Source organism: Sphingomonas astragali (genome assembly GCF_051400615.1).
Lineage (GTDB): Bacteria > Pseudomonadota > Alphaproteobacteria > Sphingomonadales > Sphingomonadaceae > Sphingomonas.
On record NZ_JBLFFH010000002.1, the window covers coordinates 1,042,953 to 1,068,043 of the forward strand.

General features: G+C 68.5%; 16 protein-coding genes and 1 tRNA gene. 6 read left to right on the forward strand and 11 right to left on the reverse strand.

Annotated elements, in window-relative coordinates; genetic code table 11:
• Nucleotides 1-42 precede the first annotated feature (42 nt).
• The 7 genes from ACMGER_RS13140 to ACMGER_RS13170 form a co-directional block, all read right to left on the reverse strand.
• On the reverse strand, nucleotides 43-570 hold the full coding sequence (locus tag ACMGER_RS13140) for a DsbE family thiol:disulfide interchange protein (RefSeq protein WP_436812583.1): 528 nt from the start codon (nucleotides 568-570) through the stop codon (nucleotides 43-45).
• Nucleotides 567-2,528, reverse strand: a complete 1,962-nt coding sequence (locus tag ACMGER_RS13145) for a heme lyase CcmF/NrfE family subunit (protein WP_436812584.1) — start codon at nucleotides 2,526-2,528, stop codon at nucleotides 567-569. Before ACMGER_RS13145 ends, ACMGER_RS13140 begins: the two co-directional genes overlap by 4 nt.
• Nucleotides 2,525-2,956, reverse strand: coding sequence for a cytochrome c maturation protein CcmE (ccmE, locus tag ACMGER_RS13150; RefSeq protein ID WP_436812585.1), 432 nt, complete (start codon nucleotides 2,954-2,956; stop codon nucleotides 2,525-2,527). Before ccmE ends, ACMGER_RS13145 begins: the two co-directional genes overlap by 4 nt.
• Nucleotides 2,953-3,081 (reverse strand): heme exporter protein CcmD, encoded by a 129-nt coding sequence (gene ccmD / locus ACMGER_RS13155; RefSeq protein WP_436812586.1) that lies wholly within the window; start codon nucleotides 3,079-3,081, stop codon nucleotides 2,953-2,955. The genes ccmE and ccmD overlap by 4 nt, the downstream gene beginning before the upstream one ends.
• Nucleotides 3,078-3,803, reverse strand: coding sequence for a heme ABC transporter permease CcmC (gene ccmC, locus ACMGER_RS13160; RefSeq protein ID WP_436812587.1), 726 nt, complete (start codon nucleotides 3,801-3,803; stop codon nucleotides 3,078-3,080). The genes ccmD and ccmC overlap by 4 nt, the downstream gene beginning before the upstream one ends.
• A 247-nt stretch (nucleotides 3,804-4,050) precedes the next feature.
• Complete coding sequence (locus ACMGER_RS13165; protein WP_436812588.1) at nucleotides 4,051-5,103, reverse strand: Glu/Leu/Phe/Val family dehydrogenase; 1,053 nt, start codon at nucleotides 5,101-5,103, stop codon at nucleotides 4,051-4,053.
• 91 nt (nucleotides 5,104-5,194) lie between these two features.
• Nucleotides 5,195-5,271: transfer RNA gene (locus ACMGER_RS13170), tRNA-His, on the reverse strand.
• 89 nt (nucleotides 5,272-5,360) lie between these two features.
• On the opposite strand from ACMGER_RS13170, the gene ACMGER_RS13175 reads away from it, so the two are divergent.
• Nucleotides 5,361-6,041: a prolyl hydroxylase family protein gene (locus tag ACMGER_RS13175; RefSeq protein ID WP_436812589.1), complete on the forward strand. Its 681-nt coding sequence runs from the start codon at nucleotides 5,361-5,363 to the stop codon at nucleotides 6,039-6,041.
• 75 nt (nucleotides 6,042-6,116) lie between these two features.
• Here the strand turns inward: ACMGER_RS13175 and ACMGER_RS13180 are convergent, their stop codons facing one another.
• Both ACMGER_RS13180 and ACMGER_RS13185 read right to left on the reverse strand, forming a co-directional pair.
• Nucleotides 6,117-8,828 carry a TonB-dependent receptor domain-containing protein gene (locus ACMGER_RS13180; protein ID WP_436812590.1) on the reverse strand — a complete coding sequence of 904 codons (2,712 nt, stop codon included), beginning with the start codon at nucleotides 8,826-8,828 and terminating at the stop codon, nucleotides 6,117-6,119.
• A 79-nt stretch (nucleotides 8,829-8,907) separates the two neighbouring features.
• Nucleotides 8,908-10,506 carry a beta-helix domain-containing protein gene (locus ACMGER_RS13185; RefSeq protein WP_436812591.1) on the reverse strand — a complete coding sequence of 533 codons (1,599 nt, stop codon included), beginning with the start codon at nucleotides 10,504-10,506 and terminating at the stop codon, nucleotides 8,908-8,910.
• 427 nt (nucleotides 10,507-10,933) lie between these two features.
• On the opposite strand from ACMGER_RS13185, the gene ACMGER_RS13190 reads away from it, so the two are divergent.
• Nucleotides 10,934-11,677 (forward strand): copper homeostasis protein CutC, encoded by a 744-nt coding sequence (locus ACMGER_RS13190; RefSeq protein ID WP_436812592.1) that lies wholly within the window; start codon nucleotides 10,934-10,936, stop codon nucleotides 11,675-11,677.
• Between the two features lie 3 nt (nucleotides 11,678-11,680).
• Here the strand turns inward: ACMGER_RS13190 and galA are convergent, their stop codons facing one another.
• Together galA and ACMGER_RS13200 are read right to left on the reverse strand one after the other, a co-directional pair.
• Nucleotides 11,681-14,572, reverse strand: a complete 2,892-nt coding sequence (galA, locus tag ACMGER_RS13195; protein ID WP_436812593.1) for a beta-galactosidase GalA — start codon at nucleotides 14,570-14,572, stop codon at nucleotides 11,681-11,683.
• A 32-nt stretch (nucleotides 14,573-14,604) separates the two neighbouring features.
• The gene (locus ACMGER_RS13200; protein WP_436812594.1) at nucleotides 14,605-15,342 is read right to left on the reverse strand and encodes a GntR family transcriptional regulator; all 738 of its coding nucleotides are present in this window, start codon (nucleotides 15,340-15,342) and stop codon (nucleotides 14,605-14,607) included.
• A gap of 246 nt (nucleotides 15,343-15,588) precedes the next feature.
• Here ACMGER_RS13200 and ACMGER_RS13205 point away from each other — a divergent pair, with 246 nt between their 5' ends.
• Genes ACMGER_RS13205 through ACMGER_RS13220 form a run of 4 tightly spaced genes read left to right on the forward strand, consistent with a single transcriptional unit; the run spans nucleotide 15,589 to nucleotide 24,963 of the window.
• Nucleotides 15,589-17,913 (forward strand): beta-N-acetylhexosaminidase, encoded by a 2,325-nt coding sequence (locus tag ACMGER_RS13205; RefSeq protein ID WP_436812595.1) that lies wholly within the window; start codon nucleotides 15,589-15,591, stop codon nucleotides 17,911-17,913.
• Nucleotides 17,910-20,489, forward strand: a complete 2,580-nt coding sequence (locus tag ACMGER_RS13210) for a beta-mannosidase (protein WP_436812596.1) — start codon at nucleotides 17,910-17,912, stop codon at nucleotides 20,487-20,489. Before ACMGER_RS13205 ends, ACMGER_RS13210 begins: the two co-directional genes overlap by 4 nt.
• Nucleotides 20,486-23,044, forward strand: a complete 2,559-nt coding sequence (locus ACMGER_RS13215) for a glycoside hydrolase family 3 C-terminal domain-containing protein (RefSeq protein ID WP_436812597.1) — start codon at nucleotides 20,486-20,488, stop codon at nucleotides 23,042-23,044. The genes ACMGER_RS13210 and ACMGER_RS13215 overlap by 4 nt, the downstream gene beginning before the upstream one ends.
• Nucleotides 23,041-24,963 (forward strand): alpha-L-fucosidase, encoded by a 1,923-nt coding sequence (locus ACMGER_RS13220; protein ID WP_436812598.1) that lies wholly within the window; start codon nucleotides 23,041-23,043, stop codon nucleotides 24,961-24,963. The genes ACMGER_RS13215 and ACMGER_RS13220 overlap by 4 nt, the downstream gene beginning before the upstream one ends.
• The last annotated feature ends 128 nt before the right edge of the window (nucleotides 24,964-25,091 follow it).

Genomic DNA, 25,091 nt, shown 5'->3' on the forward strand with positions numbered 1-25,091 from the left:
CGGATGCCGGAACAAGTCCGGCACCACGGATGCGTGGCCCCGTCACCGCACCTTCCTCACCGCATCGAGGATTTCGGGCACCTCTTCCGGCCGAATGTCGCCGATATGCTGGGAGACGACCACGCCATTGCCGTCGATCACGAAGGTCTCGGGCACCCCCGACGATCCGAGCGCCAGCTGCACCTGGCTCGTCCTGTCGTCGCCGATCCGCTCGTAGGGATCGCCATAGCGACCAAGGAACCGCGCCACGTTGGCCCGCGTATCGCGTACCGCCACCGCGTCGATCTTCACGCCGGCCTGCTTCAGCGCCATGAGCTGCGGCGCCTCGGCGATGCAGGGCACGCACCAGCTCGCGAACACGTTGAGCAGCCGCGGCTCGCCACGCTTGAAATCGCGGGTTGCAAGCCCCGGCTTGCCCGCCTGGTTGGCCGGCAGCGCGAACTCGGGGAGCGGCTTGCCGACCATCGCCGATTTGACGGTGCGATCGGCAGGCTTGAGCAGCTGGCCCGCCACCACCCACAGGATCACCGCGAACACTGCGAACGGCGCCCAGATCAGCCACCGCTTCACGCGTAGGCCTCCCTCAGCGCGCTCCGCCGTTCACGCCGCACGCGGCCGATCAGCGACAGCGCGCCGCCGAGCGCGATCATCCCGCCGCCGAGCCAGATCAGCGTGACGAGCGGCTTCCACCATAGTCGGACCTGCCAGCGCCCATCGCCGTTGTTTTGCCCCAGCACGGCATAGAGCTGTCCGTCGACCCGGGTCGCGATCGCCGCCTCGCTGGTCGTGGTCGGCGGGTTGGCGAAGAAACGCTGCTGCGGGCGCAGCACGAAGGGCGTGCCCTCCTGCCCCCGCGTCACCGTCAGGCGCCCCTCCAGCGCCGACCAATTGGGCCCGATCGCCGGCGCGATGCCGTCGAGCGTCACCCGGAACGGTCCGATCTCGATCGGCGCGCCGATCCGTGCCGCCACCAGCCGCTCCTGGGTGAAGGCGCTGTCGCTCGCCATGCCGGCCAGGCTCACCGCGACGCCGAGATGCGCGACCACCATACCCCAGGTGAACAGCGGCGTGCGGCGAAGGTCGCGCTTCCACAGCGGCGCCACGCTCGCCACCGCCAGCCCCGCCGCCAGCGCCAGGCCGGCGAACGGCAGCACGCCGATCGGATGCGCGGCATCGGCGGCGAACACCACCAATGCGACTCCGGTGAACAGAGTGACGGCGATCGGCGCCGTCATCCGCCCGAGCAACGCGTCCCAGTCGTCGCGCCGCCACCGGATCAACGGCCCGGCCGCCAACGCCACCACCAGCAGCAGCGCGACCGGCCCCACCGCCTTGTCGAAGAAGGGCTTGCCGACCGACAGCTGCACGCCGAACCCCGCCGCGACGATCGGATAGAGCGTCCCGATCAGCACCACGCCCAGGATCACGCTCAGCAGCAGGTTGTTGAGGACGAGCCCGCCCTCACGGCTCAGCAGCTCGAAGGTGTTGCCGGCCTTCACCGTGCCCACCCGCAGCGCGAACAGCAGCAGCGCCCCGCCGATGTAGATCGCCAGCAGCGCGAGGATGAAGCTGCCGCGCTCGGGATCGACCGCGAATGCATGGACGCTGGTGAGGATGCCCGAGCGTACCAGGAATGTCCCGATCATCGACATCGAGAAGGCGACCACCGCCAGCATCACCGTCCAGGCCCTGAGGCCGTCGCGCGTCGCCAGCACCGTCACCGAATGGAGCAGCGCGGTCGCCGCCAGCCACGGCATCAGCGAGGCGTTCTCGACCGGGTCCCAGAACCACCAGCCGCCCCAGCCGAGCTCGTAATAGGCCCAATAGCTGCCGGCGGTGATGCCGATCGTCAGGAAGATCCACGCTCCCAGCACCCACGGCCGCATCGCCCGCGCGAATGCCGGACCGACGTCGCCGGTCAGCAGCGCCCCCACCGCGAAGGAGAAGGCGACGGACAGCCCGACATAGCCGAAGTAGAGCGTCGGCGGATGGAAGGCGAGGCCGGGGTCCTGCAGCAGCGGATTGAGCCCCGCGCCGTCGAGCGGCGCCGGATCGATCCGCGCGAAGGGATTGGATGCGATCAGCAGGAACCCGAAGAAACCGAGCGCGATCGCCGCCTGCGCCCCCAGCGTCGCTACCAACGTCCGCTCCGGCAGCCGGTGCTCGAGCACCGCGATCGCCGCCCCGGCGATGCCGAGCACGGTCACCCATAGCAGCATCGACCCTTCGTGGTTCCCCCACGCGCCGGCGAACTTGTAGAGCCAGGGCTTGGCCGAATGGCTGTTCTCGACGACCAGCAGCACCGACATGTCGGAGCGCAGGAATACCGCGATCAGGCAGGCGAAGGCGATGCAGGTCAGTATACCGCCGACGATGGCGACCGGGCGGACGGCCGCAAGAATTTGCAAATAGCCCTCTCCCCGAGAGGGAGAGGGGGAAAGGCGCAGCCCCATCCCCACCAGCAGAAGCTGCATCAGCGCCATCGCCGCGGCGAACCACAGCGCGGCGAGGCCCGCCTCCGCGATCACGGCTGGAGCGACTTCGACTTGTGCATCGCGCCTGCGACCTCTGGCGGCATGTAGCGTTCGTCATGCTTGGCGAGCAGGTTCGTCGCCCTGAACGATCCGTCGGCGAGGAAGCTGCCCTCGGCGACCACGCCTGACCCCTCGCGGAACAGGTCCGGCGCGATTCCCGCGAAGCGCACCGGAACCTTCGCCACCCCGTCCGTGACGACGAAGGTCTGGGTGACTCCGTCCGGTGCCCGCTTCAGCGAGCCCTTCTCGACCATTCCGCCGAGCCGCACCGCCTTGCCCACCGGCACGCCCTTGGCGACATCGCCCGGCGCATAGAAGAACGCCGCCTGATCCCTGAGCGCCGACAGCGCCAGCAATCCTGCCGCGATCACGGCGACGACGGCGAGCAGGACGAGCGTCAGGCGCTGGTGCTTGGCCTTCATGAGCGCCTGAGCTGCTCCGCCGCCTTCTCCGCCCGGCGCATCGCCCGCCAGCTCGCGAAGGCTGCCACGGCCGACGCGACCAGCGTCAGCGCATAGGCGGCGGTGATGAAGGCCCAATGGTTCACGCCGCCGCCATCCGCCGCATCCGCGCCTCGACGCGGGTCGTTGCGATCATCGCCCGCATCCGCATCAGCACCACGCCCACGAAGAACAGGGTGAAGCCCGACAGGGTGAAGCCGAGCGGCCACAGCATCGATCCGTCGATGCTCGAACCGGTGAGGCCGATGCTCTGCCCCTGGTGCAGCGTGTTCCACCACACCACCGAATAGCGGATGATCGGCAGCAGCACGCTGCCCGCGATCCCGAACAGCGCCGGGATGCGCCCGTCGCCGCCGCGCTCGGCATCGGCGCGGCTCAGCGCCATGTACGCGCAATAGACGAAGAACAGCAGCAGCATCGAGGTCAGCCGCCCGTCCCACTGCCACCACGTCCCCCAGGTCGGCCGCCCCCAGATCGACCCGGTGGCGAGGCACAGGAAGGCGAACAGCGCCCCCGGCAGCGCCGCGGCGCGCGCCGCGATGCTCGCCAGCGGATGCCGCCACACCAGATAGACGATGCTGGAAACCGCGATCGCGCTCCATCCGCCGAGGCCGAGCCACGCGGTCGGCACATGGACGTAGAGGATGCGCACGCTTTCGCCCTGGAGATAATCAGGCGGCGTCTGCGTGAGGCCGGCCCAGGCACCGAACGCGATCAGCACGACGCCCGCCCAGAACAGCGGCGCCGTCAGCGGCCGGGCAATGCGCAGGAAGCGCGCGGGGTTGGCAAGGGCGTGGATCGCAGGCACGGACGCGTGTCTAGGGGCTTTGCGGCACCATTTCCACTGTCGTCATCCGGAAGTGCGGCCTCATTCGATCCTCCCCCGCCAGCGGGAGGATTCTATCTTTCCTAATAGGATTTCGCGTGCTTCACCCTACTTGGCCGCCGCGACGCGCGGTCGGGGCAAAGTGAAGCAAAGTGAACGAATGCTACGCGACTCCCTACACTTTAGCGCCGGCGGCACGGCCCTTCGGAAGAGCGCGGGCTCCTGCCTGTCATCCCCGCCCGATCAGCCGCCGCGCGATCGAGTCGGCCACGTCGCTCGTCGGCTGACCGGTACGGTCGGCTTCGTCCCACACCTCGATCAGCCGGTCCGGAATGCGGGCGATGCGGGCCTCCACCTCGGCACGGTCGCCCTGCCCCAGATATTCGAGCCCGACGTTGATGATGCCGCCCGCGTTGATGACATAGTCCGGCGCATAGAGGATGCCGCGCGCCGCCAGCCGGGCGCCGTCTTCCGGCGTCGCGAGCTGGTTGTTGGCGCCGCCCGCCACCGCCTTGCAGTCGAGCGCCGCGATCGACGCTTCGGTCAGGATCGCGCCCAGCGCGTTGGGGCTGACGATGTCGCAGGGCACCGCCAGCACCTCGTCGGCCGGCACGGCCTCTGCACCGATCTCCGCCGCCAGCGCCCCGGCCCGCTCGACATTGACGTCGGCGATGGTGAGCCGCGCCCCATCCGCCGCCAGCAGCCGCGCGAGGCCGCCCCCGACGCTGCCGACGCCCTGGATCGCGACATGCACGTCCTTCATGCCTTCGGCGCCGAGCGCGCGCTTGGCGGCGGCGTTGATGCCGAGATAGATGCCCATCGCGGTGAACGGCCCCGGATCGCCGCCCGCGCTGCCCGCCGCGACCGGCAGGCCGGAGACATGCTTGGTCCGCGTCGCGATCACCTTCATCCGCGCCTCGGACATGCCGACATCCTCGGCGGTGACGTAGCGACCGCCGAGCGACTCGACCGCGTCGCCGAACGCCTCGAGCTGTGCCGTGGCGATCTCCGTCCCGGGCGCGCTCGCCAGCACCACGCCCTTGCCGCCGCCCATCGGCAGCCCGGCCATGGCATTCTTGTAGCTCATGCCCCTGGAGAGCCGCAGCGCGTCGGTCAGCGCCTGCTGACTGTCGGCATAATGCCAGAAGCGTACGCCGCCCGCCGCCGGGCCGAGCGCGGTCGAATGCACCGCGATGATCGCGTGCATTCCGGACTTGGGGTCCGCGAACAGATGGACGCCCTCGTGATCGTCGTAATCGGGAAGGTCCCAAGCCGAGCTCAATGCCGCCTCCGCGCTCAATCGAAAATTGCTCGCGCGGGCAATATTGTTTTAGCAGCCGGGGTGCCAGCCCAAAATGCGGTGATGTCGAAAATGGGGCGATCGACGGGACTTGAACCCGCGACCCTCGGTACCACAAACCGATGCTCTAACCAACTGAGCTACGATCGCCGTGAAGCCGCGCGCTTAGCCGGGGTTTGGCCGGCAATCAAGGCGGCGGGGGCTGGAATCCGCGAACGGGCTTTGGCAGGGTCCGTCGCATGGCCAGCCGCGCGTCCGATGCCCATGTCCAGCCCGCCCCCGGATCGGGCTTTCCCGCTGAGCCCGTGATCGAATCGATCATGGCACATCCCGGCGTGCAGCGCGTGCCGAGCCCCAAGCTGACGCTGTTCATGCTCCGCGACTTCCTGGAGCCCGCGCTCCGCGCGAACATCATCGCGCAGATCGACGCCAACCGGCAGCCGTCGACCGTCGCCGACGATAACGGCGACGCCGCCTATCGCACCAGCGAGACCTGCCATCTGTCCGACCATGATCCCGCCGTGGCCGAGATCGACCGGCGCATCGCCGCGCTGACCGGACTCGACCTCCGCCACGGCGAGTCGATGCAAGGCCAGCGCTATGCGGTCGGCCAGGAATTCAGGGCGCATACCGATTATTTCGATCCGCATGGGCTCGACTTCCAGACCCATTGCGCGGTGCCCGGCCAGCGCACCTGGACGGTGATGATCTATTTGAACGACGTCGAGGCCGGCGGCGCCACCCGCTTCAAGGCGATCGACAAGATCGTCCAGCCGGAAGCGGGCAAGCTGCTCGCCTGGAACAACCTGCGTCCCGACGGCCGCGTCAATCCCTCGACGCTCCACCACGGCATGAAGGTGCGGGCGGGCACCAAATATGTCATCACCAAATGGTTCCGCGAACGCCACTGGCCGCGCTGAGCCCTGGGTGAAAGGAAAACGGCGGCGGACTCCCGTCCGACCGCCGCCTTTCCATGATCCGCCGGGGCGGCGGGATCAGAACGTCGTACTCAGCCCGATCGAGAAGACGCGGCCGAGGTTGTAGGTGTTGACGTCGACGCGCTTGCCGTCCGCGAAGGTCTGATATTCCTGATAGCGCGTCTTGGTCAGGTTGCGTGCCTCGAACTTGAGCTCGAACTCGCCGCCCAGCACATGGAACCCCTGCCGCGCGACCACGTCCAGGCGGATGCCCGGCTTCTCGACCAGGTCGGGCAGGCGCGTGCCGCCGCCGGCGGCCACCGGACCACGGTTGGTGACGCGCTCGCTCGCATAGTTGAACAGCACGGTGAGCTGCGAAAGCGACGCGGTATCCTCGATGCCGAGCTGGACGTTGACGAGGTGATCCGACTGGCCGACCAGCGGCGCGCCGTCGTCGAACAGCAGGTTGGCCGGGATCATCACCGGGTTGCCGTTGAGCGGCTGGATCGGGCTCGGCACCAGCGTGTCGTCGGCGGTGATCTTCGAATGCGTATAGGTATAGTTGGCGATGAACAGCAGGCGCCGCGTCGCGAAGAAGGGATCGCTGAAGATATTATCGAGGCGGAAATATTTCTGGACCTCCACCTCGCCGCCATAGAGCTGGGCCTCCGGCGCATTCGAGAAGCCGGTCTGAAGATTGTCGGAGCCCGACGGGAAGAAGGCCACCGCCTCGATCGGGTTGTCGATCTTCTTGTAGAAGCCGGCCAGCGTGATCCGCTGATCGCGCGCGAAGAACCATTCGTACCGCGCCTCGGCGTTCCACAGCTGCGAATCGACCAGCAGCGGATTGCCGAAGAACTGACGATTGCTCTCGTAGTCCTGATAGATCTGCGGCGCCAGCTCGCGGAACTGCGGACGCGCGATCGTCTTGGAGCCGTGCAGGCGAAGCTGTTGGTCCGCGGCGAAATTCCAGGTCAGCGTGACCGCCGGCAGCCAATAGTCGTTGTCGAGCACGCGGTTGAACGTCCCCGTGCTCACCTCTTCCTTGCCGGTCTCGTAGCGGACGCCGGCCGTCGCGCGCAGGCCGTCGGTGATCTCGCCCTCGACCTGGGCATAGCCGGCGTGGATGCGCAGCTTGGCATCATATTCCGCCGCACCGAGCGAGGTCGACGTGTTCTGCAGGATGATGCCGTAGGTCTGGATGTTGTAATCCGAGAGCAGATAGTCGGGCCGCTCCTGCGCCACGGCCAGATTCAGCGCATTGCCGCCCGGCAGCCTGTACTCGAAGGTGTAGCGCGACGAGTCGCGACTCGTGTCCGAATAGTAATAGCCCGCGGACAGGGTGATCGGCCGATCGGTCGGCAATTTATAGGCGAAATCCGCCTGCCCCGACCACAGGGTCTCGTCGAGATCGCTGAAGTTGACCGTCGCACTCTGCAAACCGGAGAGCTGGTTGATATAGTCGTTCACCAGCGTGCTGTATTGATAGTCGAACTCGCGCTCATAGGGTGACTTGCGCTTGGTGTTGGCATAGCTCCCGCGCAGATCGACCGAAAGGTCGCTGAACTTGAATTCGCCGACCAGCTGGCTGTCGATGAGCTGGCGCTCGAACCAATTGGTGTTCTGCTGGATGAAGGGTTGGATATCCCCCGGCAACACACCGACGTTGCTCGTGCTGCCGGCTCCCAGGATCGCCTGCTTCAGCGTGTCGTGGATGTAGAGGTTGGTGAAGCGGATCTTCTGTTCGCCGAATTCCGCGCCGAAGCCGAGCAGGCCGTTGGCGATGATCCGGTTGTCCGTCGTCACCGTGCGGAAATCGCGGGTCAGGTTGCCGCTCGGCGCGTCGCTGACCTGCTGGATCGCGTCGCGGGTCCGCCAGCTATTGGAAAGGCCGCCCGCCCCGATCACGCCGAAACGCACGCTGCCGACGTCAAAGGACGTCCCGAAGCTCATCTCTCCCGTCCAGTTCGGCGGGATATGATAATTTTCCTCGACCAGCGTCGTCGGCGCGTTGGAAAGGCCGATGAGCTGCGCGGGATCGGTCACGGACGTGCCGGAGGCACCCGCCCGCTTGATGAAGCCCGGCACGGTGCGCTCGCCGTCGTCGTAGCCGAACACGTCGGCACCGCCGCCGTCATAGACATAGCCGAGCTCGCTGGTGGTCACGGTATCGAATGCCACCGAGCCGCCGAGCTTGAGGAAGCTGTTCTCCGGAACCGCCCGCGTCGTGAGGTTGATCACGCCGCCGCCGAACTCGCCGGGGTAGTTCACCGAATAGCTCTTCTGCACCAGCGACGAGGCGATGATGTTGGTCGGAAAGATGTCGAGCGGCACCACGCGGCGCAGCGGCTCGGGGCTCGGCAGCGGCGAGCCGTTGAGCATCGACGAGGAATAGCGGTCGCCGAGGCCGCGCACGAACACGAAGCCGTTGCCGACCACCGACAGACCGGTCACGCGCTGCAGCGCACCCGCGATGTCGCCCTCGCCGGTACGGGCGATGTCCGCGCTCGACAGCACCGACACCACTTGCGGCGTCGCTCGGACAGTATTCGGGATATTGCGGCCGACGACGACGATATCGGCCTCGGATTCAGCGCCCGGAGTAGAGGTTTCGACCTGCTCCTGCTGAGGCTGATCCTGGGTTTCCGCCGGGGTGGTCGGTTCGGTGACCTGGCCGGCCGGTGGATTGGCCTGGGGCGTGCCGGCCGATCCCGTGGTCTGGGCGAAGGCGGCGGGCGCTACGAGCATGGTGCTCGCGAGCAAGAGACTGCCGTAGGCGATGGTCTTCATGTGCGGTTCCGGTGCGAGAGGCAGAACGATGCGGTGGGGGGCGGCCCCAAGCTCATCGTGCCGCCCCCCTCACGCACATTTATGACGACGGCAGGCCGGTGCAGGCGCCGCTGGTCGAACCGAAGTTCGCGCGGTTCGAGTTGCAGGTCCACCCCTGGAACCAGGTGTCGTTGGGACCGCTGACCGCGCCGATGTACGACGTCTGGACCAGGAAACCGGTCTGCGACGGGTTGAGCGAAGCCGCATTGAACGGCGTTACTGCAGTCGCGCCGGTCCCCGGATAGAAGGTGTTGGTCAGCGCGTTCGCCGCGGTCCCGTCGGCGACATTGTTGCTGCCTGCGGTCACCAGCGCGGCCTGTTCGGCGTTGGTGACGGTGATGCCGTTCTGCGCCGATTCCGCCGACAGCGCGCTGCAGGCGAAATAGATCGAGTTGAACACCGGCGGTCCGAGATCCTGGAGCGAGGTATTGGCCGGCCGGATCGTCGACTTGTCGGAGCTGCTCGTCTCGCCGGCGACGACGTTGAGGCAGGCGCTCGGGCTGGTGATGATGCCGTTGACCCAGGTCACGTCGGCGCCGCCACGGATGCGCACCGCCGCGTTGGTCCCGCTCGTCGTCGAGATGAAGGTGAAGTTGGCGAGGCGATAGTTGGTGCGCGGGAGCGCATCCTCGCTGCCGTTCGAGTCGACTTCCGACGAATAATTGTCGGTCTGCGTATTGTTCGGCTTCTGGATCTGCAGGACGAACTGGACCAGGCCCTGCCAACCCACATCGACGTCGAGCCCGTCGTCGTCGGCGCCGGTGAACACCAGATAGCGCATGTTGGCGCGGCCGCCGAAGACCTCGATGCCGTCATCCGACGAATTGTGGATCTGGACGTGGTCGATCGTCGTGCCCGAACCGACGCCGGCCAGCGTCAGGCCCTGCAGCTCGACGTTTTGCGCGATCGGCGTACCCGAATAGCGGATCTGGACGTAACGCATGACGCCAGAGGTGTCGGTCGGCGTGGCGCCGCCGAACAGCACGTTGCCGGTGCCCTCGACGATGTTCTCGCAGTTCACCGCGCCGCCGGCGATGCCCAGCAGGTTACAGTTCGAGATCGGCGCCCGGCCGGCGAGAATGACGCCGCCCCACAGGCCCTGCGAATCATCGGTGGCGCTGCCGGCCAGATTCTGCTGCGCGGTGAAGACGATCGGCTGGGTCTCGGTGCCCTCCGCCGAGATGCGCGAGCCACGGTTGACCATCAGGAAGTCGTTGTCGGCGTTGGTCGTGTTCGCATAGACGAGCACGCCCGGCTCGATCGTCAGCAGGCCGGTCTGGCTGCTGAGGTTGCCCGCACCGCCGACATCGACACCGACGTCGACGCGACCGTTGATCTCATAGGCGACGCCCGCCAGCCTGGGCAGGTTGAGCGTGCCGGTGATCAGCGCCGGCAGACGGCACGAGCGATAATTGCCGACCACGCCGACATTGTTGGTGCCCGTCGGGCAATCCGCCGCCGGGCCGCCCGTCGGCGTGGGCGTCGGGGTCGGCGTGGGTGTCGGAGTCGGCGAAGGACTGGGCGTGACGATGCCGCCTTCGCCGGGCGAAGCGACGCTGGACGCGCCGTCGCAGGCCGAAAGGGCCGCACCGGCAACGCCGGTCAAAAGGATAAGGCCGAGGCGCTGGAAGCTTCGCATGAGGGTCTCCGTGTCCGATCCGACGGTTGTGCTGAAAGGGCCTGTTTTGCCCGGGATCGACTCGGTTCCCCCCGGCCGACCTTGCTGCCGTCGCTAGGCGGCATGTGTGACGGAGCGATGCCAGTTCGGCGACGCTTCGGAGACTCTACAATGACCGTTCAGTGCAATTTTAGCGTCATTTCAACGACGAATAGATGACGTTTCGATGACATTCTTGCATTAACGCAATGAGTCGAAAGGCTTTCCGCCCTTCGGCACCGACGACTCTTTCCCGTTGCTAGACCGGATCGCGTCCGCCGCGAACAGGCCTGCTCGTTGCCCGACGCGATCCGCTCGGACGACGACGATCAGGGGGAAGCGGAGAACGCTTCTTTCCAAACAGCACCGTATCTGGAACTGGCGAACCTTTCGGACGAAGAGGCAGGTCATGCTGGAAGTCTGTATTGACGAAGCGGCCGGTGTCGCGGCGGCGGTCGACGGCGGCGCCGATCGGATCGAGCTGTGCGCCGCGCTGGCGCTAGGCGGGCTCACCCCGCCTGCCTCGCTGATCCGTCATGCGGCCGGGGCGCCGATCCCGGTCCATCTGCTCGCCCGCCCGCGGGAGGGGGATTTCCGCTACCGGGCCGATGAGGCGGCACTGGTCGCCGCCGATATCGACGCCGCGGCGGAGGCGGGGCTGGCCGGCGTGGTGATCGGCGCCAGTGCGCCCGATGGCAGGCTCGACGCGCCGCTGCTCGCCCGATGGATGGCTCATGCCCGCGCCGCCGCTGCCAGGCGCGCCCGGTCGCTCTCGCTCACGCTGCACCGCGCCTTCGACCTCGCTCCCGATCTGCCCGCGGCGCTGGAAACGGCGATCGAGCTCGGCTTCGACCGGATTCTCACCTCCGGCGGCGCGCCGCGTGCCGCCGAGGCGCTGCCCATGCTGGCGTCGCTGGTCCGCCAGGCGGGAGAGCGGATCATCATCCTTGCGGGAAGCGGTATCGACGCGGCGACCCTTCCGTCGATCCTCGAGACCGGCGTCAGGGAAGTCCACGCCTCCTGTCGGAGCCCGACCGGCGCGGCCGGAGAGACGGAGCAGCGGTTCGGCTTCCAGGCCGGGCCACGTCTGCGCACCGATCGGAGCAAGGTCGAGGCGCTGCGTGGCCTGCTTGACCGGGCCGCGCCCCGCTGAGCCTCAGCGCGGGAGCACGTCCACCGGTCCGAGGAGGCCGGACTCGGTCCCAGCCGCCGCATCGACCATCAGCACGATCGATCGCGGCCCTGCCCCAGACGGCAGTTCGGCGTGCAGCGCGGCCGGTGCGGCATCGCCCTTGTCGGCGAGTTTGCGCCCGTCGACCCACAGCTCGGCACGGCCGCCGATGCTCGCGAACCGGATCACGCCGCCCTCCGCCGCCACGCGTTTCCAGGGCGTGAACCGGCTGCGATAGACGCGCCAGCCGGGCCGGGCGTCGGCGCGCGTCGGCGTGCCGTTGCGGACGAAGGCCCAGCTGTTGTTGTCGGCATCGGCGGGTGCGAGCGTGGGCTGGGGCCGCGCCGGCAGCAGCGGCGAGCGGCGCCAATCGCGGATCGCCATGACGGGCGGCGTCACCGGTACCTGCGGACGCGGCGCGATGTCGGCGCGGTCGAGCACCAGCGTCGCGGGCTTCAATCCCTCGGCCGTAGCGGTGATCCGGATCCGGCCCCGTCCCTTGCCGGCTCGGACGATGATCTGCGCGAGGCCGTTGAACAGCGAGCGGCTGCCCCCATGCTCGGGCTCATGGCTGTTGGGATCGCCGTTGCCGACCCCGATGATCGTGCCGCCGTCGACGGCGAAGCGCGTCATCAGGTTCGAGGTCGGCACGTGACGGCCTTGTCCGTCGACGGCGTCGATCGTGATCGGCTGTGCATCCTCGTCATCGCCCGCCATCACCGTGCGCGCAGGCGTCAGGCGCAGCGCGACCGGCGGTCCCGCCGTCTCGTACGCGATGCGCGCGACCGGCTTGCCGCCGCGCATCGCGACCGCCCCGATCCGGCCGGGCTCATAGGGTACCTGCCACTCGTTGCCCATGATCCGGTCCGCCGTCTGCACCCCGAGCTCGCGGCCGTTGAGGCTCAGCGCGATCGTGTCGGCGTTGGCGATGGCGAACACCCGGATCGCCTGCCCCTCGCGGCCCGGCCAGGTCCAGTGCGGCGCCAGGAACAGCACCGGCCGATCGTCGATCCAGTGCGCGCTATGGATGCCGAATGCGGTCTTGGGAAAGCCGCAGAGGTCGAGGATGCCGAAGAAGCTCGAAATCGTCGGCCACTCATAGGGCGTCGGCTCGCCATGATAGTCGAAGCCGGTCCAGACGAAACCGCCCGCGACGAACGGCCGCTCGGCGATCTTCCTCCAGCTGCCCCGGTGCGTGTCGCCCCACGACGCGGCCTCGTCGTCGTAAGAGGTGATCACATGCCGCGCCGGATCGCTGGCATAGGCGCCGCGCGTCTCGAACGCGCTCGTATCCTCCGAGCTGGTGACCGGCTTCGCCGGGTTCAGCCGGTGGAACTTGTCATAGTCGTTCTGATAATAGTTGAATCCCATCACGTCGACCACGGTCGAGACGTTGGCGGGATCATAGAACGATCCGTTCATCGCCGCGGTGATCGGGCGGCTGTCGTCGAGCCGGCGCACCGCGGCGGCCATGCGGCGGACCATCTCCACCCCCGCCTCGGTGCCCTGCATCGGCTCCTCGTTGAACACCGACCACAGGATCACGCTCGGATGGTTGCGGTCGCGCCGCACCAGCCATTCGAGCTGCGCGAGATAGTCGGGCGACGGGTTGAAGTTGCGGTTCTCGTCCATGACGAGGAAGCCCATCCGGTCGCACCAGTCGAGCAGCTCGGCATTGGGCGCGTTGTGCGACATGCGGATCGCGTTGCAGCCCATCGCCTTCAGCCGCTCGAGCCGCCACGCGAGCAGCGCATCCGGCACCGCCACGCCGACGCCGGCATGATCCTGATGGAGACAGACGCCTTTGAGCTTGACCGGCCGGTCGTTGACGAACAGGCCCTTGTCGGCATCGAAGCGGATCATGCGAAAGCCGATCGCGGTGCGGCGCTCGTCGACCGCCCTGCCCTCGCGCAGCACCCGCGCGCGGAGCGTGTAGAGCGTCGGCTCCTCGACCGACCAGAGCCGGGGCGTCCCGGCAGCGAGACGGAGCAGGGCGTCGGCACGGTCGAGCACCGGCACGCTCGCCTCGACCCGCTGCACGGCGACGGACCGGCCGTCGGGATCGATCAGCTCAGCCTCGACCTCGACCCGTACCGGCGCGCGCTCGATGTTGCCGAGCGTGACGGTGACCGGCACGTGCCAGCTGCCGTCCCCGTCCCGTCGCGGATCGCAATGCACCCCGTCCGACACGATCGCCACCGGCGCGCGCCGCACCAGCCAGACATGGCGATAGAGGCCGGCGCCCTCGTACCACCAGCCTTCCCTGGCATCGGCATCGACGCGGACGGCGATGACGTTCGTCTCGTCCCCGAAGCGTGCGAACGGAGTCAGGTCGACATAGACGCTGTTGTAGCCGGACCAGTTGTGCGCGACGACGCTGCCGTTGACCCAGATCGTCGCGTTCGTGGCGATCCCGCCGAAATGCAGCTCGATCGTCTTGCCGCGCTCGGCGGGATCGAGCCGGAGCGTGCGGCGATACCAGCCGATCCCGCGCGGGCGATAGCCCTGCGACACATTGGCGGTCTCAACGAACGGCTGGGATGCGGCCCAGTCGTGCGGCAGCCGCACCTCCCGCCAGTCGCTGTCGTCATAGGCGATCGCGGCCGCGCCCGGCGCATTACCCGCCTTGACGCTGAGATAGGTCGCGTTGTGGCCGACCGGCTCGGGCGTCGGGATGTCGCCCTCGTGAAAGCGCCAGCCGAGTTCGATCAGGGTGCGCGAGGGGTCCGTCTCCGGCAGGCGGGGGGGCAGAGAGCGGACCGGCGGCGGCATCGGGAAGCCATCGTCCACCCGCTGCCGCGGCGCGGCGAACGCCGGCCGGACCGCGAGCAGCGCGCCCGTTCCTGCGCTGCCGAGAAGGAGTTGGCGGCGATCCATCGGCTACTCCGTTCGAGCGGCAGCAAGCCGCGTCAGATGTCGCTCAGCTCCGCCACGAAATCATAGGCGTCGCCGCGGTAATAGGAGCGCGTGAACTCGGCGGCACGGCCGTCGCGCAGGAAGGCGCGGCGCTCGATCAGCAGCCCGGCGTGGCCCGGATCGACGCCCAGCATCTTGGCATGTTCGCCGCCGAACGGCACCGCGCGCAGCCGCTGGAGCGCGCGGACGGGTCGGTTGCCGGCCTGCTCGAGCGCGGCATAGAGCGAGTTGCCGACCACGTCGACCGACGAGAGGCAGTAGCCGGGTATGGTCGAGAATTCGAGCGCCATCGGCTCGTCGTCGGCATGGCGGATGCGGGCGAAGCGGAGCACCGGTGCTCCGGGCGACAGGCCCAGCGCCATTGCCTCCTCGGGATTGACCTGCCCCGGCGCGCGCGAGATCCAGCTGCTGCTCGCCCTGCGGCCGCGCGCGGCCATGTCCTCGGTGAAGGACGACAGCTTGGAAAAGCTCTTCTCGACGCGCTCGGCGACGAAGGTGCCGGCGCCGCGGCGGCGGGTCAGCAGCCCCTCCTCCACCAGCCCGCCGATCGCCTTGCGCACGGTGATGCGCGACACGTCGTATTCGAGCGCCAGATCGCGCTCCGGCGGGATAGCGTCGCCCTGCTTCAGCAGCTTGCCGCCGATCGCGTCGCGGATGAGCTGCTGGAGCTGGAGATACAGCGGCGAGGGATTGTCGTCCCGGAAGCGTCCGATCTGATCCGAAAATGCCATGCGTTCCCCCTGCCGAGACCTGTCGTCCCACGCCGTCGGCTGGTATCCCACGGCTCCACGCGGAGCAACCAGTCTGGGCTCAGGTCTAGATTGGTACGATCTTTCGGCCACCGGTCCGGATGCAGTCAAGATATTTCAAAGGATTTCTGCGCCCGACCGGATCGTTGCGCCGTCGCTATTGTCGGATAGGATATATATTGGTTACATCGATCGCGCGTCGCCGAGCCGGCACAGCAGGGAGAAACGATGATGCGGACGAACTCCAAGTGGCTTTGCTGGACGGGACTGATGCTCGCGGTGCCGGGATACGCGCAATCTCCCTCCCAGCTGCCGCTCACGCCGCTGCCGAGTTCGGTGCAGCCGGGCCAGGGCAGCTTCACCGTCGCGGACGGCGCGACCGTCGCCGTCCCCGCGGATGATACCGCAGCCGCGACCGCGGCGCGCATCCTCGAGGCCCATGTCAAGGTCGAGCGGGGCATCACGCTCGCCGACGGCGCCGGCACGGCTGCGATCAGCTTCACGCGCGACCCCAGCATCCAGGGCGACGAGGCCTACCGGCTCGAGATCGACACGAAGGGCATCCGCATCGCCGCTTCGGGCGACCGCGGCCTGCTCTACGGCGCGATGACGCTCGCCCAGCTGCTCAGCCCCGACCGCGACTTCGGCAAGCCGGTCGAGGTCCCCGCACTGACCGTCACCGACAAGCCGCGCTTCGGCTGGCGCGGGCTGATGATCGACCCGGCCCGCCATTTCCAGCCGATCGAGTTCCTCTATTCCGTCGTCGACCAGATGGTGTCGGTGAAGCTCAACACCTTGCACCTCCACCTGACCGACGACCAGGGCTGGCGCTTCGAGGTGAAGCGCTATCCCAAGCTGACCGAGATCGGCGCCTGGCGCACCAGCCCCTCGACGGGCGGCCCGGCACCGACCGGGAAGGTCGGCGGCTTCTACACCCAGGAACAGCTGAAGGCGCTGGTCGCCTATGCCGCCGAGCGCGGCATCACGATCGTGCCCGAGATCGACTTGCCCGGCCACGCCCAGGCACTGGTCGCCGCCTATCCCGAGCTCGGCGTGTTCGGCGACCGGCCGCCGGTGTCGCACGACTGGGGCGTCAACCCCTATCTGATCAACCCCGGCCCCAAGGGCGTTCAGTTCGTCAAGGACGTGCTCGACGAGCTGATGACGGTGTTCCCCGGCACCTATATCCACCTCGGCGGCGACGAGGCGGTCAAGGACCAGTGGCAACGCTCGCCCGAGGTGCAGGCGCAGATCAAGGCACTCGGCCTCAAGGACGAGAACCAGCTCCAGAGCTGGCTGATCGACGAGTTCGGCAAGTATCTCGCGAGCAAGGGCCGGCGGCTGATCGGCTGGGACGAGATCCTGGAAGGCGGGCTGCCGGCCTCCGCCTCGGTGATGTCGTGGCGCGGCGAGAAGGGCGCGGTCGAGGCCGCCAACCAGAACCACGACGTGGTGCTGAGCCCCGCGCCGACGCTCTATCTCGACAGCCTGCAGAGCCGCCGCGCCGACGAGCCGCCTGGCCGGATCGCGATCCAGACGCTCGAGGACGTCTACACATACGAGCCGATGCCGGCCGGCATCGATGCGGAGAAGGCCAAGCATGTGCTCGGCGCCCAGGCCAATGCCTGGAGCGAGTATCTGGTGACACCCTATCAGGTCCAGCACATGCTCTTCCCGCGTGCGGCGGCGCTCGCCGAGATCACTTGGTCGGACAAGGACAAGCGTGACTTTGCCGGCTTCATCGCCCGGCTCGATCCGCAGGTGCAGCGCTGGCGCCGCTCGGGCGTCGAGGTGGCGGACAGCGCCTTCGCCGTCGGTTTCGAGGTGCAGGGCAGCCGCGGCGACGCGTTGCGGGCGAACAAGGTCACCGTCGCTCTCTCGACCCAGGCGGCCTACGGCACGATCCGCTACACGCTCGACGGCAAGGCGCCGACCGCCAAGTCGCGCGCCTACAAGGCGCCGCTGACACTGAAGCCCGGCGCGACGATCCGTGCCGCCGCCTTCGACGCCAGCGGCAATCCCACCGCCACACCGCGCAGCTTCGATACCACTCGCGCCGCGCTGCTGACCCGCACCAGCTCCGACCTCATAGCCTGCCCGCGCGGCAGCCTCGGCCTCAGGGTACCGCTCACCTCCGAGGCGACCGACAACGCGCCCGCCTTCAACATCAACCTGTTCGACACCTGCAGCGCCTATCCGGCCGCGCCGCTCGACGTCGCCAAGGGCTTCACCGTCGAGGTCGCACGCCTGGCGCGCCACTATGGCCTCGCGCACGAGGCTTCGGCACTGCGCGAGCATTACAACGTCACGCCCCATGGCGAGCTGGTGATGCAGGCGCGCTGCTTCGCCGCAGCCAAGGACAAGGCCATCAAGCCGGTCGTGCTCGCCACCTTCCCGCTGCCCGATCCCGAGCGGTCGCCGACCCGATTCAGCTTCAGCGGCACGCTGCCGGCGATGGCAGGCGACGAGGATCTGTGCCTCCAGTTCACCTCGTCGCTGTTGGATCCCTATTACGCCGTGGAGCGCATGACGCTGACGGAGACCGCCAAGTGAAGGCACGGCTCGCGCTTCTGCCGCTGCTGTTCGCCGCACTGCCCGCCTGGGCTGCCCCCAAGGAGACGATCTCGCTCGACGGCGCCTGGGAAGCCCGGATCGATCCCGCCGACGCCGAGGCCGCCAAGGCGCATCCGCGCGAAACCACCTGGTTCCCGGCCAAGGTGCCGGGCAGCGTCCAGCAGGACCTGATCGCGGCCAGGCGCGTCCCCGATCCGTTCAAGGGAATCAACGAGGCACCGATCCAATGGGCTGGCCTCACCAGCTGGCAGTTCCGCCGCACGATCGAGGTGACGCCGGCCATGCTGGCGCGCGATCATGTCGAGCTCGTGTTCGACGGCCTCGACACCTTCGCGACGGTATCGGTGAACGGCCAGGTGCTGCTCAAGGCCGACAATGCTCACCGCCGCTGGCGCGTCGATGCCAAGGCGGCGCTGAAGCCGGGCCGCAACGAGCTGGTGGTGACGATCGCCTCGCCGATCAGGACGCTGCAGCCGATGGTGCTCGCCGAGCCCGATCCCCTGCCCGGCGAATATGATTCCGCGTTCGGCGACGAGCCCAAGGGCAAGCAGACCTCGCCCTATATCCGCAAGCCCAAGTATCATTACAGCTGGGACTGGGGCCCGCGGCTGGTGAACGTCGGCGTGTGGCGCGCGGTCAAGCTCGAAGCCTGGGACGAGGCGCGGATCGAGGCGCTGACGATCGAGCAGGAGGCGCTGAACGACGCCGAGGCACGGCTGGTGGCGCGCTATCGCATCGTCGCCGGGCGCGACGCGACGGTGACGCTCGATACCCGGGTCATCGCGCCCGACGGCACGTCCCAGAGCGTGACGCGCACAGTGAAAGTCGCCGCAGGCGACAATGAAGTCAGCGTCCCCCTCAGCGTCGCCGCGCCGCAGCGCTGGTGGCCGGTCGGCTATGGCGCGCAGCCGCTCTACAAGGTCGCCGGTGCGCTCGGCGAGGACGACCGCGTCGAGCACCGCATCGGCCTGCGAACCGTCGAGCTCATCCGCAAGGACGGCAGCTTCGGCTTCCGGATCAACGGCGTGCCGATCTTCGCCAAGGGCGCCAACCTGATCCCGTTCGACAATTTCCCGTCGCGCGTGACCACGGCGCAGATGCGCGACATCCTCCAGAGCGCGCGCGACGCCAACATGAACATGCTGCGCGTCTGGGGCGGCGGCTATTATCTCGACGACGCCTTCTACGCGATGGCGGACGAGCTGGGCGTGATGGTCTGGCAGGACTTCATGTTCGGCGGATCGATCACCCCGCCCGACGCCAAATTCCGCGACAATGTCCGCATCGAGGCGGAGCAGCAGGTCGAACGTCTCCAGGCGCATCCCTCGATCGTGCTGTGGGCGGGCAACAACGAGGTGCTGTCGGGCTGGGAGAACTGGTCGGACCGCAAGGCGTTCAAGCGCCGCGTCGGCGCGGACGAGCAGGAGCGGATCGGCGTCGGCATGGCGGTGCTGTTCGATCGCGTGCTGCGGGGTGCGGTGCTGACGCGCTCGCCGGGCACGCCCTATTGGCCGGGCTCGCCGTCGACCGACTATGAGGGGCCGACCGACACCGACAAGGACGGCGACCGCCATTTCTGGGACGTGTGGTCGGGATCGAAGCCGGTCGAGCGCTACCTCGACAGCTGCCCGCGCTTCATGTCCGAATATGGCTTCCAGGCGATGCCCGACCTATCGACCATCCGCGAGTTCGCCGGAAACGGGCCGCTCACGCTCGACAGCCCGGTGCTCAAGGCGCACCAGAAGTTCCTGGCCGGCGAAGGCAACGCCCGGCTCCAGCTCTACCTCGACCAGCGGCTGCGCCCGGCGAAGGACTTCGCCGACCTCGTCTACCTGACCCAGGTCAATCAGATGCAGGCGATCGACATGGCGGCGCGCCATCACCGCGGCTGCCGACCGGTGACAATGGGATCGCTCTACTGGCAGATCAACGACACATGGCCGGCGATCTCCTGGTCCAGCATCGATTACTACGGCCGGTGGAAGCTGCTCCACTACGCCGCCCGCCGCTTCTTCGCTCCGCAGGCGGTTGTCGCCGAGCATCGCGACGGGAAGACGCGGATCGCCCTCGTCTCCGACGCGACTGCGCCGGTCCGGGCGCGCTGGCAGGTGCGCGCGTTCGACATGGCCGGAAAACCGCTCGGCGAGCGAGGCGGCGACGTGACGCTCGACCCGCTCTCGGCGAAGGACGTAGCAAACCTTACCGATACGGAGCTGTTCGCCGGCGCCGATCCGAAGGCGAGCTATGCGGTCGCCGAGCTGCAGGTCGACGGCCGCAGCGTCTCGCGCACCATCGTCGAGCGCGCCGTGCCCAAGGACATGGCCTATCCCGCTCCAGGCCTCACCGCCCGCTGGGACGGCAAGCGCGTGACGATCACCGCCAAGGCGCTCGCCCGCGCGGTGATGCTCGACTTCGGCGCGCTCGCAGCCCAGCCGAGCGACGATGGCCTCGACCTGCTGCCGGGCGAGAGCGTGACGATCGACGTTCGCTCGAAGGCCCCCGCCGCGGCGCTCAAGCGCGCCCTCACCCTCCGCACGTTGGGACCCCAGGCATGATCCCGCTCCTGCTTCTCGCCGCCGCGGCCGCCGATGATCCGGTCGCCCAGTCGATCGCCACCATGACCGTCGAGGAAAAGGCCGCCCAGCTCCAGAGCACCGCGCCCGCCGACAGGGATGCCGGCCTCCCCGCGTACGACTGGTGGAACGAAGGGCTGCACGGCCTCGCGCGCAACGGCCATGCGACGGTATTTCCCCAGGCGATCGCCCTGGCGGCGACCTGGGACGTCGACCTCATGCGCAGGGTCGGCGACGTCGTCGCGACCGAGGCGCGCGCCAAGTTCAACGCCCGCCCGACCGGCGCCGACCGCCGCATCTATGAAGGGCTGACGATCTGGTCGCCCAACATCAACATCTTCCGCGATCCGCGCTGGGGCCGCGGCCAGGAAACCTATGGCGAGGACCCGTACCTCACCGGCCACCTGGGCGTCGCCTTCATCCAGGGACTGCAGGGGCCCGATCCGGATCACCCCAAGGTGATCGCCACGCCCAAGCATTTCGCGGTCCACAGCGGCCCCGAGGCGGGTCGCGACGGCTTCGACGTCGACCCGAGCCCGCAGGACCTGGAAGCGACCTATTTCCCCGCCTTCCGCCTCGCGATCACCGAGGGCAAGGCGCGCTCGCTGATGTGCGCCTACAACTCGATCCACGGCACCCCCGCCTGCGCCTCCTCACCGCTGCTCAACGACCGGCTGCGCAAGGATTGGGGGTTCACCGGCTTCACCGTCTCGGACTGCGACGCGGTCGCAAACATCCACATGTTCCACCATTACCGTCTCGACGCCGCGGGGGCGGCGGCAGCGGCGATCAAGGGCGGCAACGACCTCAACTGCGGGAGCGCCTATGCCGCGCTCCCGCAGGCGGTCGCCAAGGGTCTGGTGAGCGAGGCCGAGATCGACACCGCCCTCACCCGCGCGCTCGATGCCCGCCGCGCGCTCGGCATCGCCTTCGGCGGCGACAGTCCGTGGAGCCGGATCAAGCCGGCCGAAGTCGCCACGCCCACGCACCGCGCCTTGGCGCTCGACGCAGCGCGCAAGTCGATCGTCCTCCTCAAGAACGACGCCGGCCGCCTGCCCCTCGAACCCGGCAGCCGCATCGCGGTGATCGGCGCCGACGCCGACGACCTCGGCGTGCTCGAGGCCAATTACCACGGCACCGCGATCGATCCGGTGACGCCGCTGGAGGGCATCCGCCGCCAGTTCGGTGCCGACAAGGTACGCTATGCCCAGGGCTCCGTCCTCACCGACGGCGCACCAGTGGTGATGCCCGAGACCGCCTTCACCGCAGACGGCAAGCCCGGCCTCAAGGCCGAATATTTCGCGAGCCCGACCGTCACCGGCACGCCCGTCGCGGTGCGTCAGGACCGGCGGATCGATTTCAACTACACGCGCAGCGCTCCCCTGCCGCAGCTCGATCCCAAGGGCTTCGCGGTACGCTGGTCGGGCGAGCTCGTGCCGCCGGGGCCGGGCCGCTACACGCTCGCGATCGACATCCCCGCCTGCTGGAAGGATTGCACCACCCACGATGCCGTCCGGCTGTGGATCGACGGCAAGCCGCTGCACGCCGGCCCGCTCGGCAAGGCGCGGGTCGAGATCCCCTTCACCAGCGACGGCAACCGCCACGCCTTCCGCCTGGAGCTCGACCATCATGGCGAGGACGAGGGGCTGCGGCTGATGTGGCTTCCCCCCGCCGAGCCGCTGCTCCGGCAGGCATTGGCAGCCGCCCGGGATTCGGACGTGGTGGTGGCGGTGCTCGGCCTCTCGCCCGACCTCGAGGGCGAAGCGCTCCAGGTCAGCGTGCCCGGCTTCGTCGGCGGCGACCGTACCGACATCGCCCTCCCCCAGGCCCAGCAGCGGCTGCTGGCGGCGTTGCGCGAAACCGGCAAGCCGGCCGTCCTCGTCCTGACCAGCGGCAGCGCGGTTGCGGTCGATCCGGCGCTGGCCGACGCGATCCTCGCCGCCTGGTATCCGGGCGAATCGGGCGGCACAGCGATCGCCGAGACGCTGGCGGGGCTCAACAATCCCTCGGGCCGCCTGCCGGTGACCTTCTACAGGAGCGTCTCCGACCTGCCGGCCTTCATCGATTACGGCATGAAGGAGCGGACCTACCGCTACTTCACGGGGACGCCGCTCTGGGGCTTCGGCCATGGCCTCAGCTACACCAGCTTCGCCTATGACGCGGCGACGGCGAAGGCCGGCAGCACGGCGGCCCCGGTCGAAGCGAGCGTCCGCCTCCGCAACAGCGGCGGCCGCGTCGGCGAGGAAGTCATCCAAGCCTATCTGGCACCCCCCGCGGCAAAGGCCGGCAGCCTCACCGCGCCCGTGCTCCAGCGCCAGCTGGTCGGATTCCGCCGCGTCGCGCTGACACCCGGCAAGACCGCGACCGTCCGCTTCACGATCGACCCCCGCAGCCTCAGCACGGTCGATCGCGACGGCACCCGCCGCGTGCTGCCCGGCCGCTATCGGCTGTGGCTCGGCGGCGGCCAGCCGCAGGAAGGCGCGGGCCGATGGACCGAATTCACCCTCACCGGCCAGCCGGAGACGTTGCCCAAATGACCGAAATCTCGCGCCGTTCGCTGATCGCTACCGGCCTTGCTGCAAGCACGTTCGCCGTCGCACCGACGCTCGCGGCTCAGCGTGCCGCCGCACCAGAGCCTTACGGCGCGGTGCCGACCCCGCGCCAGTGGCGATGGCACGGGCGCGAGCAATACGCCTTCGTCCATTTCTCGATCAACACCTTCACCGACAAGGAATGGGGCTATGGCGACGAAAGCCCCACGCTGTTCGACCCGACCGACTTCGACGCCGACCAGATCGCCGCCGCCGCCAAGGCCGCGGAGCTGCGCGGGCTGATCCTCACCGCCAAGCATCACGACGGCTTCTGCCTGTGGCCGACGACGCTGACCGAGCATTGCATCCGCAACAGCCCCTACAGGGGCGGCAAGGGCGACATCGTGCGCGAGATGGCCGACGCCTGCCGCCGCGCCGGTCTGCCCTTCGGCCTCTATCTCTCCCCCTGGGACCGTAACCACGCCGAGTATGGCCGCCCCGCCTATGTCGAATATTATCGCGCGCAGCTGACCGAGCTCTGCACGCACTACGGCGAGCTGTTCGAGGTGTGGTTCGACGGCGCCAACGGCGGCGACGGCTATTACGGCGGCGCGCGCGAGACGCGGAAGATCGATGCGCCACGCTATTATGACTGGCCCTCGATCATCGCGCTGGTCCACCGGCTCCAGCCCAACGCCTGCACCTTCGACCCGCTCGGCGCCGACATCCGCTGGGTCGGCAACGAGGACGGCGTCGCCGGCGATCCGTGCTGGCCGACCATGCCCAACGCGCCCTACGACCAGAAGAACGGCAATGCCGGCGTGCGTGGCGGTGCGATCTGGTGGCCGGCCGAGACCGACGTCTCGATCCGCCCCGGCTGGTTCTACCACGCCGACGAGGATTCCAAGGTGAAGAGTCCCGAGCGGCTGATCCGCCTCTACGACGAGTCCGTTGGCCGCGGCACCAATCTCAACCTCAACATCCCGCCCGACCGGCGCGGCCGGATCCCCGACCAGGACGTGAAGATCCTGAAATCCTTCGGTGACGCGATCCGCGCCACCTTCGCGCGCGACCTCGCCAAGGGCGCCATCCCCCATGCCAGCCACAGCCGCGGCCCGGACTTCGAACCCGCCCGCGTGCTCGACGGCGATCGCGAGACCTATTGGTCGACGCCCGATGGCGTGACCACCTCGGAGCTGATGCTCGATCTCCGACCCGGCACGGAGTTCGATGTCGTGCGCCTGCGCGAGTATCTGCCGTTGGGCGTACGCGTCACACGCTTCGCGATCGACGCCGAGATCAACGGCGCCTGGCGCACGCTGGCCGAGCACGAGTGCATCTCCGCTCAGCGCATCGTCCGCCTGCCCGCTCCCATCGCGCCGCGCCGTGTCCGCCTGCGTATCATCGAGGCGCCGACCTGCCCGGCGATCAGCGAGTTCGCGCTGTTCCGCGCGGTCGCGCCGGTTCCGGTCCCGCCGATCGTCTCGTCCGATCCCAGCGTGCTCGACACGAGCGGCTGGGCGATCGTCGAGGCGAGCGCGCCCAACGCCGCGCGCCTGCTCGACAATGATGCGGCGACGATCTGGTTGCTTCCCGCGCCCACGCCGGGCAACCCGGACCGGGTGACGCTCGACCTGGGCAAGCCCGTCGAACTCGCCGGTTTCAGTCTCACCCCCTCGCGGCAGGTGATGATCGACGCGGCGCCGCCGAAAAATTATGTCGTTGAGACGAGCGAAGATGGGACCAATTGGAAGCCAGCGGCGGCCGGCGAATTCTCCAACATCGCCTATGCACTCTCTACGCAGCGGATCGCCTTCGCCGTCCCCCGGCAGGCGCGCTACCTTCGTCTGGCCTTCGCCGAGACCGCCGTTGCGGCGCAGAGATTGGCGATCGCGGGAATCGGCGGATTCACCGCCAGGCCATAGCGCGCGCAGTCAGAGAACGGCGGCGTTCAGACGATATCGAACCGCTCATATTGGCGAAGCCGGAATGGCGGCCGGGCGGATCCCTGGCGATTCGCCTTGGCGAGGCGACGGTCCGACTCGCCGCTGCA

Coding starts and splice junctions, on each gene's coding strand:
- ccmE (WP_436812585.1), bottom strand. CDS start 2,956: ATGAAGGCCAAGCACCAGCGCCTGACGCTCGTCCTGCTCGCCGTCGTC.
- ACMGER_RS13175 (WP_436812589.1), top strand. CDS start 5,361: ATGGCCAGCCGCGCGTCCGATGCCCATGTCCAGCCCGCCCCCGGATCG.
- ACMGER_RS13185 (WP_436812591.1), bottom strand. CDS start 10,506: ATGCGAAGCTTCCAGCGCCTCGGCCTTATCCTTTTGACCGGCGTTGCC.
- ACMGER_RS13220 (WP_436812598.1), top strand. CDS start 23,041: ATGACCGAAATCTCGCGCCGTTCGCTGATCGCTACCGGCCTTGCTGCA.
- ACMGER_RS13190 (WP_436812592.1), top strand. CDS start 10,934: ATGCTGGAAGTCTGTATTGACGAAGCGGCCGGTGTCGCGGCGGCGGTC.
- galA (WP_436812593.1), bottom strand. CDS start 14,572: ATGGATCGCCGCCAACTCCTTCTCGGCAGCGCAGGAACGGGCGCGCTG.
- ACMGER_RS13215 (WP_436812597.1), top strand. CDS start 20,486: ATGATCCCGCTCCTGCTTCTCGCCGCCGCGGCCGCCGATGATCCGGTC.
- ACMGER_RS13200 (WP_436812594.1), bottom strand. CDS start 15,342: ATGGCATTTTCGGATCAGATCGGACGCTTCCGGGACGACAATCCCTCG.
- ACMGER_RS13180 (WP_436812590.1), bottom strand. CDS start 8,828: ATGAAGACCATCGCCTACGGCAGTCTCTTGCTCGCGAGCACCATGCTC.
- ACMGER_RS13205 (WP_436812595.1), top strand. CDS start 15,589: ATGATGCGGACGAACTCCAAGTGGCTTTGCTGGACGGGACTGATGCTC.